This is a genomic window from Shimazuella soli, from assembly GCF_022511585.1.
Lineage (GTDB): Bacteria > Bacillota > Bacilli > Thermoactinomycetales > Thermoactinomycetaceae > Shimazuella > Shimazuella soli.
This window is the reverse complement of record NZ_JAKWBN010000002.1, coordinates 49,292-63,126: the sequence shown is the minus strand read 5'-3', so window position 1 is coordinate 63,126 and position 13,835 is coordinate 49,292. Positions and strand designations below refer to the sequence as shown.

At 41.1% G+C, this 13,835-nt stretch carries 11 protein-coding genes; 3 read left to right on the top strand and 8 right to left on the bottom strand.

The genetic code is table 11. From position 1 onward, the window contains the following. Positions 1 to 5: 5 nt before the first annotated feature. The gene (gene pstB, locus MK805_RS05240) at positions 6 to 752 is read left to right on the top strand and encodes a phosphate ABC transporter ATP-binding protein PstB (protein WP_240874452.1); all 747 of its coding nucleotides are present in this window, start codon (positions 6 to 8) and stop codon (positions 750 to 752) included. A gap of 89 nt (positions 753 to 841) precedes the next feature. Here the strand turns inward: pstB and pnpS are convergent, their stop codons facing one another. The 4 genes from pnpS to MK805_RS05220 all read right to left on the bottom strand — a co-directional run bounded on the left by pnpS (position 842) and on the right by MK805_RS05220 (position 6,514). Then, positions 842 to 1,912 carry a two-component system histidine kinase PnpS gene (gene pnpS, locus MK805_RS05235; protein WP_240874449.1) on the bottom strand — a complete coding sequence of 357 codons (1,071 nt, stop codon included), beginning with the start codon at positions 1,910 to 1,912 and terminating at the stop codon, positions 842 to 844. A gap of 37 nt (positions 1,913 to 1,949) precedes the next feature. Next, a complete protein-coding gene (locus MK805_RS05230; protein ID WP_240874448.1) occupies positions 1,950 to 2,666 on the bottom strand; it encodes a response regulator transcription factor in 717 nt (238 codons plus the stop codon). A 138-nt stretch (positions 2,667 to 2,804) separates the two neighbouring features. Beyond that, positions 2,805 to 4,622, bottom strand: coding sequence for a translational GTPase TypA (typA, locus tag MK805_RS05225; protein ID WP_240874447.1), 1,818 nt, complete (start codon positions 4,620 to 4,622; stop codon positions 2,805 to 2,807). A 98-nt stretch (positions 4,623 to 4,720) separates the two neighbouring features. Beyond that, the gene (locus MK805_RS05220; protein WP_240874445.1) at positions 4,721 to 6,514 is read right to left on the bottom strand and encodes an ABC transporter permease family protein; all 1,794 of its coding nucleotides are present in this window, start codon (positions 6,512 to 6,514) and stop codon (positions 4,721 to 4,723) included. 215 nt (positions 6,515 to 6,729) lie between these two features. Here MK805_RS05220 and MK805_RS05215 point away from each other — a divergent pair, with 215 nt between their 5' ends. Further along, positions 6,730 to 7,065, top strand: coding sequence for a beta/gamma crystallin-related protein (locus MK805_RS05215; protein ID WP_240874443.1), 336 nt, complete (start codon positions 6,730 to 6,732; stop codon positions 7,063 to 7,065). Between the two features lie 61 nt (positions 7,066 to 7,126). On the opposite strand, the gene MK805_RS05210 is transcribed toward MK805_RS05215, so the two are convergent. Next, entirely contained in the window at positions 7,127 to 8,176 is a 1,050-nt protein-coding gene (locus MK805_RS05210; protein WP_240874441.1) for a basic secretory family protein, read from the bottom strand. Between the two features lie 201 nt (positions 8,177 to 8,377). Here MK805_RS05210 and MK805_RS05205 point away from each other — a divergent pair, with 201 nt between their 5' ends. Continuing rightward, positions 8,378 to 9,298: a S66 peptidase family protein gene (locus MK805_RS05205; protein WP_240874440.1), complete on the top strand. Its 921-nt coding sequence runs from the start codon at positions 8,378 to 8,380 to the stop codon at positions 9,296 to 9,298. Positions 9,299 to 9,597: 299 nt separating this feature from the next. Here the strand turns inward: MK805_RS05205 and MK805_RS05200 are convergent, their stop codons facing one another. The 3 genes from MK805_RS05200 to MK805_RS05190 form a co-directional block, all read right to left on the bottom strand. Next, positions 9,598 to 11,544 (bottom strand): AMP-binding protein, encoded by a 1,947-nt coding sequence (locus MK805_RS05200; protein ID WP_240874439.1) that lies wholly within the window; start codon positions 11,542 to 11,544, stop codon positions 9,598 to 9,600. Between the two features lie 328 nt (positions 11,545 to 11,872). Further along, positions 11,873 to 12,619, bottom strand: a complete 747-nt coding sequence (locus MK805_RS05195; protein ID WP_240874437.1) for a hypothetical protein — start codon at positions 12,617 to 12,619, stop codon at positions 11,873 to 11,875. 210 nt (positions 12,620 to 12,829) lie between these two features. Further along, positions 12,830 to 13,750 (bottom strand): hypothetical protein, encoded by a 921-nt coding sequence (locus tag MK805_RS05190; RefSeq protein ID WP_240874431.1) that lies wholly within the window; start codon positions 13,748 to 13,750, stop codon positions 12,830 to 12,832. Positions 13,751 to 13,835: the final 85 nt, after the last annotated feature.

Here is a 13,835-nt window from a genome sequence, read left to right as displayed (position 1 = left end):
CGTAAATGCTTGTAGTAGATCAGTTCAACGTGTACTACGGTGAAAAACATGCTTTAAATAACATCTCGATAACTTTCTCATCGAAGACAGTAACCGCACTGATTGGACCATCCGGCTGTGGAAAATCTACCTTGCTGCGAAGTTTAAACCGGATGAATGATTATATTCCTATGTTTCGAGCAGATGGTTCTATTCGTTTAGGAAAAACAGAAATCTATGACTCCAAAACCGATGTCGTCTCCCTTCGCAAGAGAATGGGAATGGTATTTCAACAACCCATCCCCTTTCCTTTATCGATCTATGACAATATCGCCTATGGACCACGTATACATGGAATAAAACAAAAAAAGCAATTGGATGCAATTGTAGAAAAAACATTACACCAAGCCCACTTATGGGATGAAGTAAAAGACCGACTTCACGCTTCTGCATTGGGGCTTTCCGGCGGTCAGCAACAACGGTTAGTTATCGCTCGTGTGCTTGCTGTAGAACCAGAAATACTCCTTTTGGATGAACCGGCTTCTGCACTCGATCCCATTTCTACAGAACACATTGAACAACTTATTCTTTCCCTAAAAGAAAACTACACCATCATAGTTGTGACCCATAATATGCAGCAAGCAAAGCGTATTTCTGACCAAACGGCCTTCTTTTTGCATGGAGAAATTGTAGAAGCAAAGGAGACAGATATTTTATTCCAATCTCCTAATGATCAACGTACAGAACGTTATCTTTCAGGACAATTTGGTTGAACAGCAAAAAAGTCAGCAGGTTTGCTGGCTTTTTTTATTATGGATTAAACCAGAATAAAAAACAAACCCAAGCCTTTTATTCGGGTTTGTTAAGTGTCACTATATTCCAAAGGAAAACGAACGGTAAAAATACTTCCTTTTCCAACGGTACTCTCCACTTCAATCTCTCCATGATGCAATTCTACCAAATGTTTCACAATAGCTAATCCAAGCCCTGTACCACCAGAGTTACGAGAACGTGCTTTATCCACTCGGTAAAACCGCTCAAAAATTCGAGGTTGATCTCGTTCTGGAATCCCGATTCCCGTATCCATCACTTGTAGCATCCAGTGTCTGTCGTCTTGTTTTACTTTGACTGTCACTTTGCCGCCAACAGGTGTATAATTCATTGCGTTCGCTAGTAAATTCACTAATATTTGCCTTACGCAATCCGTATCCATCTTGACCATCAGCGGTGCAACATCTGTCAATAAGCGTAAATTTTTTGCTTGCATCTGTTCAATCAACGTTTCCACTACATCATGAACAACCAATTGTACGGAGACGACTTCCATCTTGATCGAAACTTGTTTTGACTCGATTTTAGATAAATCCAAGAGATCAGACACTAAACGCTGCAACCGTAACCCTTCTTTGTAAATAATCTGCAAAAATTCTTTGCAAGTATCCGGGTCTTTTCGTGCACCATCCAGCAATGTTTCTGTAAAACCTACAATAGAGGTAAGTGGTGTTTTTAACTCATGTGATACATTGGCCACAAAGTCTCGGCGCAATTCCTCCAAGCGCCGAAATGCCGTCAAATCACGGAAAATCGCCACAATACCAAACTGCTGCGAGTTTTCTTCAATGGGTGTGAGGCTCGCTTCTATAATTCTTTCTTGCGGATAGAATAAGGGAATTTCCAATCGAACGGGAATATTTGATTCCATGCATTCGTTCAACAAGGGACGAAGATTATAAGCAGATAAGTAAACATCGTAATGTTCCCCCACCATTTGCTCAACCGGTAAATCAAACATACTTCCAAAAGCACGGTTTACTAATTTGATATATCCATGGTAGTCTACCATCATCAAACCAGTATCCAGGGACTCAATCACACTATTCATCCGATTGGTGCTCTCTTGCAAGTCTAGTATTTTCTTTACTAATGTTTCCAAACACCCACCCCCTCACTTATCATTTCTTTTCTCTAGCCTATTTTTCTTCTTTGCTCTCAAGCTTATAACCCACACCGCGTACTGTCTTGATATAAAGCGGCTTTTTTGAGTCTAACTCTATCTTATCCCTCAGATGGCTGACATGAACATCTACGATACGGGAATCCCCTACAAAATCGTAGTTCCAAACAGCGTTGAGCAGTTGATCTCTCGATAATACTTTTCCACGATGGTTAGCAAGATAAATCAGTAATTCAAACTCTTTTGGCGTCAGCTCGATCGGTTGTCCATTTCTCGTCACTTCATACCCATCTGTATCAATCAAAATATCGCCGATTTGAATACTTCTCTCCGGAGGTTTGGTATCTTCATCACTTCTTCTGACTGCTTCCATGCGGCGAAAAATTGCTTTCACTCTTGCAGTTAATTCTCGAATACTAAATGGTTTCGTCATATAATCATCTGCACCCAGTTCCAAACCGAGTACTTTATTAAATTCATCTGATTTTGCTGTCAACATCAATATAGGGATATGTTCTTTTTCCGCACGAATACGACGGCAGACCTCTAATCCATCAATTCGCGGGAGCATCAAATCCAGCACGATCAGATCAGGCATATCCACTTTTATTTTTTGTAATGCAATATCCCCATCAAGAGCACTATCCACACTAAATCCTTCTTTTGTTAAATTAAATTCAATCAGTTTTACAATGGAAGGTTCATCTTCTACTACTAAGATTTTTTTCGTCATCTCATTCACTCCTACACTCGTGCTCTACCCCTAATCTTAAGAGAAAACATACAAAAAGGAAAGGTTATGAACAACTCCAGAAATAGTACTTTTTAGGAGCTCACTTTTCTTAACCTTCCCTTATTCAAAACAAATATATTATCTCTTTTGTCGATTGTGTTTTGCACGTTCGTTTTTGTTCAAGTACTTTTTACGCAACCGGAATGTTTTAGGAGTTACTTCTAAGAGTTCATCTTCTTTCAAATACTCAATTGCATCGTCAATCGTCATTTGACGCGGTGCATCTAACTTGAGCGTTTCTTCTTTTGTAGCACTGCGTATGGAAGTCAGGTGTTTCTTTTTACATACGTTTACTTCCAGATCCGTATCACGGATATGTTGACCTACGATCATTCCCTCGTATACTTCTGTCCCAGGAGTGATAAACATTTGGCCTCGATCTTGTGATGCATGTAAGGCATATGTTGTCGCTGTGCCCGTTTCCCAAGCAATGAGGGAACCAAAATCATTTGTCTGAATTTCACCTGCATAAGGCTCATACCCCGCAAGTAATGTATGCATCTGTGCTTCCCCGCGTGTAGCGGTCAGCAATTGTTGACGGAAACCGAGCAGACCACGTGAAGGAGCTAAATATTTAAACTGAATATTCCCGCTATCGAGTACTACCATATCTTGTAATTGCCCTTTGCGAATACCAAGTAGTTCTACAACAGCACCTTGGTAATCATTGCTCACTTCAATATCCACAACTTCCATTGGTTCCATTTTGCGACCATCAATCTCTTTTAAGATTACTTCCGGTTTACTCACTTGAAATTCGTAGCCTTCCCGGCGCATATTCTCGATTAAAATCCCAAGATGCAACTCTCCGCGACCAGAAACAATAAATTGATCCGACGAATCGGTATCTTCTACACGCAAAGCAACGTCTGCTTCTGCTTCTCGATAGAGACGCTCTCTCAATTTCCGAGAAGTTACAAATGTACCATCTTGACCGGCAAATGGACTTGTATTGATTCCGATCGTCATCCGTAGAGTCGGTTCTTCTACTGTAATAGGAGGCAATGCCTCTGGATGCTCGGGATCAGCAAACGTATCCCCGATTCCGACATTTTCTACACCAGTAAGCGCAATGATATCTCCCGCAGTAGCTTCTTCCACTTCTACACGTGCGAGCCCCCGGTGAATATAAACTTGTCCAACTTTGACATTGCGGCTAGTTCCATCAGCAGCTAATAGGACAAGTTGCTGGTTTTTACGAATTGATCCACGCTCTAATCTACCAATTACAATCTGTCCTTTGTACTCATCAAAACCTAGTAAAGTAGCTTGCATTTGTGTAGGACCATTTACGTCTACTTGTGGAGAAGGGAGCTGGGTAATGATTTCTTCAAACAAAGGCTCCAGTGTATCCGTCAGATTTTCATAATCCATTCCAGAAATTCCGCTGAGTGCACTAGCATAAACAACAGGAAAATCACACTGTTCATCTGTCGCACCGAGGTCTACAAATAAATCAAATGTCTCATTGATTACTTCTTCTGGACGACGATTATCCCGGTCAATTTTATTCACCACTACAATTGCTTTGTGACCACGTTCGATAGCTTGACGGAGGACAAATTTGGTTTGGGGCATTGGTCCCTCTACCGAATCCACTAATAAAAGCACCCCATCAACCATATTCATAACACGCTCTACTTCCCCGCCAAAATCAGCGTGCCCGGGGGTGTCAACTATATTGATTTTGATTCCTTTATATTCAATCGCCGTATTTTTCGCTAGAATCGTGATTCCTCTTTCTCTCTCGAGTTCATTGGAATCCATCACACGATCTTCCACCTGTTGATTTTGGCGGAAAATATGACTCTGCTTTAACATCGCATCTACTAATGTCGTTTTCCCATGGTCAACGTGAGCGATGATGGCGATATTTCTTATTTGCTCTACATTCATTATTCTGTTATTCCTTCCTTATACGCTTATCTATTCACAAAGGAGATCGTACCACAACTATGTCGCTTTTGCTACGAAAACCAAGAAAAAGAACGATTTTAACGATAAAAATGAAATCTTTTCTTTGAAACCAAACTGAAAAATAGATGAATCCAAACGACTTGAACTATGACAGCAATGGCTGTAATACTTACTTTATCGATACTAAAAACAAAACTGGCTGCTATAGCCAAACTCAAAGGATAATAAAAAGAAATCCACCATTGTTTGCTACGTCTATCATAAAGAAATAACATCCATATCAGACTGATCAAACCTCTAAGCAAGGATAAGAAAAGAAAATGGATATCATTTACCCCCATTCCATAGGGGGATCGTACGGTCAATTCATAGTTTTTATTTTCACCAACATATCCATTTAATATATGATCCTGATTGGAAATAAACTTTGGTGACTTTTCAATTTGATTAATTAACTTGGTTCCTACTTGTAGTTCCGGTGATGCATAAGTGGGATTTTTTTTCATCCAAGCTGGCACCATGTACAATACATACCGATCTGGAACAGCGTAATTAACATTTGGACTTTCGACGTTTCGGATCTCCGCATATACTTCATCGGCTACAACCATAACATCATATCCTGGGATAAAACTTCCTATTTTTGATTTCAGATGAAAAGCGGTTGGATAGCCAATAAAAGCAATGGATTTTTCATCTATTTCACTCTTTTTCTGGTAAGAGGAGTTAACTGAAGTAAAGAAATAAATCGCTTCATTTTCTTTTAATTTTGTTGGTTTAGGTTGTCCCAACTGTTTTGCTACTTTTTCATACTGGGAATACGACAGCGTCAGAGGAGATCGTACTCCGTCTGCCTCCTCAAGAACCAAAAAATCTACTTGCTGCTTGTGATAGGTCACCTTCTTTTGTTTTAATTCCTGTTCCAATTCCTGTTCATAAATAGGCAGCTTTGATTTATCTTGATACAGTGCTTCTAAATAAAAAGTATAAGCATTTTCCTGATAATAATCTTGTTGAGTTTGATAGCTCGTGAACAATATTTTCATTTCTTGAATCGAAGAAAGGAAGGAGAGGACAGCCAAAAAAACAACTAGAATCTTCCCTGTCAGACCGCCAAAAAATCGCTGATTGGAAAAAATGGAAATATAACCGATTTTTCTATCTAAGATAACTAATAAAATAATGGCACCAACAAAAAAGAAACCAATGAATAGATAGAACCAAACACTTTGTCTTAAACTCGGACTAGCAAAAAAAGACACATATAGATACAAGCCTAACAACAAAACTGCGGCCACGATCACCCATGTATACGACTGCCATTTTCCATAAGCATTCCATACTTTTTTCTTTGGATATAGAAAAAAATAAATAAGCAGTGCATTGGCAACGAAAGCAGGAATAAAAAACAATGCTGATTTTGCGATAGCCAAAACTGGAAAAATAAATGGAAAAGTTGGAGTCTCCATCAAAATTCCAAATAACGGAAAAACCAATAAGCTAAGTAACGTTCCAATGATGATACTTATCAGCCAAGATGCCAAACCGAGCAGCAAATTTTCTCCAAAAATTATGCTCCGCATCTGTTTCCAAGAAGCGTCATCTAACATATCGGCTGTAGCCGTACCTCTTCTGCTTGCTATTTGATAACTAGCGGACCAGAGTAAAAAACCAAGAAACAGAGAACGAAGCTGATTTATATCTAAAATATCGATCTCCTGCAAGTTGAGAAATTTTCCAAACCAAGGGTGAGAAGTGAGCATTTCACTCCATAAATAAACCATTCCAAAAAAGGTATGTATACTAAAAAAGAGGAGATGCGGCTTGAAATTTTGCCTTATATTTCCCCAAATAAGCGATATATTAGCCAAAAAATACTACCTCCTTTAAACATTTATTTTTTTAAATTAATTTTAACAGAAATTGAGAATACATAATGATGAAAAAAAGAAGTATTTTTTTCCTATTTGTCGTTTAGTTTATAATCATTGAATGTTTTTTGTATTCTTATAACTAATACCCCTCTTCTATTTCAACTATGGTATTTTAAGGAGAAAAGTAATAATCAACAAAGGAGTGTTTCTTTATGAAAAAAATCTTTTTGATGCTGATGGCATTTTCCCTTGTCTATGTATTGGCAGCACCAAGTTCTACTTTTGCTGGCGGCGGTTCCAACTGCGTGACTTTATATTCAAAAGCAAACTTTAAAGGCGAACATATACGGGTATGCGGGGATAGAAAAGATCTGAGCAAGATAGGCTGGAATGATAAAACAAGATCAATGAAAACAGAAGATATAACCGTATACCTTTATTTCGATAAAAATTATAAAAAGTATTACGCCAAAGGATTACCTCATACATGGTACCAGCATGTACAAGCTGGCGTTTCATCCCTAAGATTTAACACCATTGAAGCATGATCTCTTTTGCTCTCAAAAAAGAAGCGTACTGCCCTTAAGTGACAGTACGCTTCTTTTTACTTTAATAAAATTTATTTCCATGGTTAAATTCAAAATCAATGTTCATTCCTTTTGGGATTTGAACATATAAAATATATTTCCCCTCTGCTGGTTCCCCAGAATCTTTGCCAAGTGGTTCAATCGAACTGATGGAATCTTGTTTCAAGGTCGATGTAGTATATGCGTGAACCTCTTTTCCAGTGCTAGCATCCACAATTTTATAGCTTACATTACCTTCAGTAGCATTGTTACTTCGAGTGTGGATATAATTTTGCTTTCCTGGTATATAAAAAAACTCCATATACTTCACCCATGTACCAACACCTGTCTCCCCATTGTACCTCGCTTTATTGTCTGCGATTTTCCAATCCAAACTCTCTACAGGTCCTGGTTTTTGCTGATATTCTTGCCAAAGCTCATCCAATGTTTTTCCCGTGTATTCTTCGAATAAATTATCAGAATAATAATTGTTTTGCACCCGCTGGTGAATTTTTAGAATACTCCCAGGGGACTTAATGTGATTTATCCACATAAAAAAGCGAGCAGTTACCCGATAACTATCTGTATATTTTTGGTTCTTGTCCACTTTTGGAAATCGCCAATTATCGAGATTTGAATATCGATAACGAGCATAATCTGCAAAACCTTCTACAAACCAACTAGGAACTTTCACTCCATTTGGATAAGCTTGCAATATATGACACATCTCATGTACCAGCATTCCCTGATCATCAGGATTATTTTTCGCATAGTCCGGATGAATATAAATCGTATTACCCAAGGTATAGGCAATGGGGTAATCTTTATTTTTTTCGAATTTCACAAAAAATTCCTTTCGAGCTTTCTTAGGATTATATGCATCTGCCATCGGAGGGTAAGTACGTTTAAACGTTGTTTCATATCGACTGACCACATCTTTTAGTTGATCATCATCATACGCAATCGTCATTTTGTAATCTCCGTTTTTGACTACTTTTGTGGTCGCATACACAGATGGAATATCAAAAGAGGCAAAGATAACAAAGGTAAAGAAAAACGAAATAACAAGAAATAGTCCTTTATTTTTCCACAAATTCTTCATCTCCTACTTACAGAGTTAACAATATGTTAATCGTATAGAAAAATAAGGATATTCGCAATAACCAGAACTAAAAATCACCTTTTTCTCATATTTAAAGATATATAATTTTATTGCTACATCCTGTCCTTGTCTTGCATAAACCGATTTTTTCATCAATATGATACAGGGAGTAAGTTGGCAGGAGGTATAAATATGCCAATCAAACCCCCTTTTTTGCAAACTGGAGACACCATAGGAATAGTCACATTGGGAAGTCCCCTTGCCAGAAGTACCATAAATGCACGAATAAATGTACTTAGAAGTATGGGCTTTCAAGTACTAGTTGGACAACATGTGTATGATTACGAAGGAATTGTCGCGGCTCCTGCGCAAGATAGAGCAAGCGATTTGATGCGGATGTTTGAAAATCGCGAGGTAAAAATGATTTTGCCTAGCCGAGGAGGTACAGGAGTCAAGGATATCCTCCCATACTTAGATTATAATGTGATTCAAAGAAACCCTAAAATCGTTACGGGATACAGCGATATCACGATACTTCTCAATATTTTATACCAATTCTCGAATATGATCTCCTTTCAAAGCCTTCTGCTCATCGACTTTAGACCAACTACTCCTACCTTTAACTATGAACAGTTCTTTTCTACTGTAACTGTCATCAACGAACAAAAAGTAATCGAAAATCCTCCTGGTATCCCCTTAGTAAGTCTCGTACAAGGGAATGTCACAGGACCGATAGTCGGAGGAAATATAACATCCTTTGCAGATACAATAGGAACACCGTATGAGATCGATACAACTGGGAAAATCATTGTACTGGAAGAGATACATGAAGCGACAGATAAAATTTATCGGGACTTAACCCGCATGATCCTAGCAGGAAAGTTTCGAGATTGTCTTGGTATTGTCATGGGGCAATGTACAGACTGTCCTATTTCTTATGGAGATTCTTATGATGAGTTGATAGAGAATTTACTTGTGCCGCTTGGGAAGCCACTAGTAACCAATCTGCGAACAGCTCATGGGACATATAAAACGACCGTACCGATTGGGGCAATGGTTAACTTAAATACATATAATAAGACGCTTACTGTTGTTGAAACAGTTGTAAGTTAGAGTATTTTTTTATAACGCTCTATGAAGCCTATCCCGCCGAAAACAGAAGTAAATGAGTGAGGCTGCGAGCCAGCTCCTCGATTCGCATCCACCGACTCAGTGGAGATCATTCCTTTGCTATCTCAAAGATTCTCATCAAGATAATGGAAGAAAGTGGTTCCCATGGTTGAAATGATGACCATTGGGGAGCACAGGGCGAATCATCAATTCGCCCGTCGATAATTTCATCATTCACATAGAATTGTATACTAAGAATAAAAGGTGTATGAATAATATAACCCATACACCTTATTCCTCTTTTATAAGAGAGATTGAATTTCCTCAATTGCATGTATGTTTTCTAGTGATGACAGATCCCCTAATTTCTCCTTTAAATAGGCAGACCTTAAAACACGCCGTAGTATCTTCCCGTTTCTTGTGTGGGGTAACTCACTGACAACATGGATTGTCTTTGGTTTTAATGGTTTACCTAATTTCTCTATTATTACCATTTTCAATTCTTCTTCCAATTCTTCTGTTGCCTGCACATTTTTTTGCAAGGTAACAAAACAAACAGCAACCGTTCCCTTTACTTTATCCGGTATACCGATTGTTGCAGCTTCTACTACTGCTTCATGAGACACAAGTGCTGACTCATATTCAATCGGCCCAACTCTTTTTCCCGCAACTTTCAGCGTATCGTCGCTGCGCCCCTCAATAAACCAGTAACCATCTTCGTTGGTTCTTGCCCAATCACCATGCAACCATGTATCAGGAAACCTAGACCAGTATGATTTTTCATAGCGATCAGCATTTTGCCAAAAACCTCTCGTCATCCCTGGCCAAGCCTGCCGAATCACCAGTTCCCCGACTTCATTTTTTACGGATAAACCTTCCTGATCGACCACATCTGCGATCATTCCTGGTATCGGTCCATGAAAGGAACAAGGCTGTAAGGGAAGGCCAGGAAAACTGGACAATATACCACCAGAAATTTCTGTACCACCAGAGTAGTTTACGATGGAACATCTCCTCTTTCCTACTTTTTCAAATAGCCAAATCCATGGATCTTTGTTCCATGGTTCACCAGATGAACCAAACACTTTTAGGGAAGTAAGATCATGTCCTTCTACCCAATGATCACCTTGACTCATCAGCGTTCGTATTGCTGTTGGGGAAACACCAAGATGAGTGATCTGATGTTTGGCTACTAAACTCCAGAGTCGACCGCAATTTGGATAGTCAGCTGTTCCTTCGTATAAAACAATACTACCACCTAGCAGCAGTGCCCCAAAAACCATCCACGGCCCCATCATCCAGCCCATATCGGTTACCCAGCAGAGTGTATCTTCCTGCTGAAAATGAAAAGCATACTTCAAGTCTTGTGCAGCTTTTAATGGAAATCCAACATGCACATGAACGGTTCCTTTTGGTTTACCGGTTGTTCCAGACGTATAAAGCAGCATACAAGGTGTTTCTGACTCTAACCAAACGAGTGGGCTAGTGCTCGGGGTTCCTGCCAATAAAGATTGATAGGTTATCCATTCTACTTGTCGATTGCTGGTAATAAATTCATTGGAATCTCTTTGTACTGCAATAACATGGGAAAGAGAAGGACATTTGTCTACTACTTTCTCTGCTTCCTTGCCCATAGATACCTTTTTCCCACGCCGGTAGAAACAATCAGCAGTAATTAAAACTTTCGCTCTACTATCCTCTACCCTTGCAGCAACTGCATCTGCTCCATAGCCAGAAAATACAGGGATAACGATAGCACCAATCTTTGCTGCCCCCATCATGGCCACAACTGTTTCAGGGATCATAGGAAGATAGATCACAATCCGATCTCCTTTTGCCACTCCTAACCGTAGCAAGCCATGGGCAAACTGATCGGTTTCGATGGACAATTGTTTATAAGTAAGCCTTCTTGTCTCTCCACCGTCTGCTTCCCAAATGATAGCGTCTTTGGATGCTAGAAGCCCCCCAGCATGTTTGTCTACAGCATCATATGCTACATTTGTTTGTCCATCGGTATACCAACGTGTCCAAGCTATACCTCTTGAATCATCCATTACTTTCGTATACGGTGTGTGCCATGTCAAACCGACAGCCTTTTCCATTTCTCCCCAAAACCATGCTGGATTTTTCTCTATCGCTCGATGAAGCTGGTCAATCGAAGAAAAACCTTGCTCCGCCATAAATTGATATAAATTCGATTCTTCCCATTTTACAGAGGTCGGTATATAAGTATGTTTTGTTTCACTCATAACCTGTCACTCCCTTTTGAAAATAGGTAGTACAGATACACGAAATAAATGTTTAAAATCGAATCCATAATTACTCCATATAAAAAATAAAGCGCTTACATAAAATGTTGAGAAATCATTTGCATTTATCATTTTATCATATTTCAATGGAAATATTTTCTCTTTGAACTTATATAAAAACAATAACAGCTTTAATTTCCACAAGGAGTAATTGTCACTCTTATATCGGGTACAAATAATTCATAATTTACATACTATTTATATAGATCAAATTAAAAAGAAAATAATCTACCCCCGGGCACAGATCTTGCGGTCTGCGCCCTCTCGGCTAGTTGGGATATCCAGAGTGTGCATGCGCGAAGGAACGCTGAGTGTCGATACTGACCACCCTGTCGTCTGCTTCAAGTCGCTCGATGACATCCTTGAGGTGGCCGATTGACAGGTCTAGCTTCTTTCTTCTGATAGAAAGAGTGAAATAAGCCTTATCCATCGTGAGGATCGCCCTGCACAAGGCTTGGAATTCGTCAGCAAAGAGGACTTCCTCCTGTCCTATCTGCTCGAAAACAGAGTCAAGCAGTACTTGCGACTCTCCTAAAAGCCGCTCAGGCTCAGGAAGCTCTCTAAAGGCCTCACTGCCAGCTTCGACGGACAGCTCAGAAAACGCTTCGAAAGCGAGTTGATAAGACGACTTCGAAGCTTCGTTGATGAGCTTTCCTTTTCCTTTCCTGAATCGCAGGATGAGGGAAAAGAAATTCGCAAACCCTGCTCCGTTCCGCCTCCAGATCGCCAGAAACAGCGGAAGGGTGGTAGAGTTCTGGAGGAGTGGCTCGATGGCATCTTTCAGGTGAAAAATGGAATCGCCCAGCTTTTCCCGTCTGATAGATATGGCTGAATAAGCCCTCTCCATCTTCTTCTTCGCCTGACACAGAGCTTGGAATTCTTCTTCGGTGAGAACCTTTCGCTGTCTCATCCGAAAATAAACGGAATCCAAAAGCTCTCGTCCCTCTTCGATCAACCGCTCTGACTCCGGAAGCTCCATCAGCTCTTCCTTCTGGTTATCATCCTTCGTAGCCATTTTTCTCCAATCATTGGTCTGGTTGCAATGGGAGCAGTAGCATCATAACACAAAAATTATATTTAATATACAAATAATTCCCTTTAATCAAAAGGTAAATAATTTCCCCATATAAAATGCGGACGCCCTGCTCCATCGTGATCTGCATCAGCAGTCAGATGAAACAGGGCGTGTGGCGCCTTACAGCGTCACAGTCGGATCACCGCATGATCAGACTCCGTAGGCCAGCTTGGCGATCTCCTCGATGACCCAGAAGACCTTGAGCTTGTCCGCGTACTTCTCGCAGACTCGCTGGATGGCCAGGAAATTGGCGGGGACGACCAGGAGCGTGGTGAACTCGTTCTTGGCCTCTCGCCGCTCGTAGCAGTACCGAACCCAGTCGGCTGAACGGCGGAAGAACACTCGGCGCATCATGTAGTTCATGTCACCGTCGATGCCATGCCAGGCCAAGTAGTGCTCCTCGGCCTCGCTGATCTTCATCCCGCCTTCCTTGAACAGCCGCTCCGCGGAGTTCGCGTAGAACGGGTCCTCCGCCGCGGTGATGTCGTCCGTGACCATCCCACCGGTGGTCCAGACCATGAGCTGGCCGGTCCTTCCGTGGATTCCGATCAGGACGTTGTGCTTGGCGGGATTCTTGACGTCCCCCTCGTATCGGATGTTGACTCCGTCGAAGACATGCTCCATGTCCTCCGGGTGGTCGAAGTAGACCTCCGTCCACTGCGGGCTGTTCGCACGAGGGACGCGTCCCTTGACGAGCTTCTCGGGGAACAGAGCCGGGAACATGTTGACCTTCAGCTCCGAGCCGACGAGTTCGACCGAGCTCCCCCAAATCGAACCGACGGTGGGAAGCTTCTTCCCCTGACGCGTGTCGGCCGCGATCTTCTCGCCCCAGGTCTCGAACACCTGGCGCTGGTTGTTCGTCAGGGTGATGTCGTGGAGTCCGGTCCAGTCGCTGAAGGCGGGAGCCTCCAGCCCCTCACGAACGTTCGCCGCGACGTGCTCTCCCCAGGTGCCGAGCAGCTCTCGCACGATGCTCAGCCATCGGAGGCTGTTGTTCTCCCTGGTGTAGAAGACGCGCAGGTCGTCCGGCAGAGTGATGACCGTCTGGTCGTTCATTTGCTGTTTGTCCAATCTGTGTCGGTGATCCTCAGGTCATATAGACCTCTTCCTTATGAGTATATACAAAAACCTCCTATCAACCAAGGTGATTCGCATA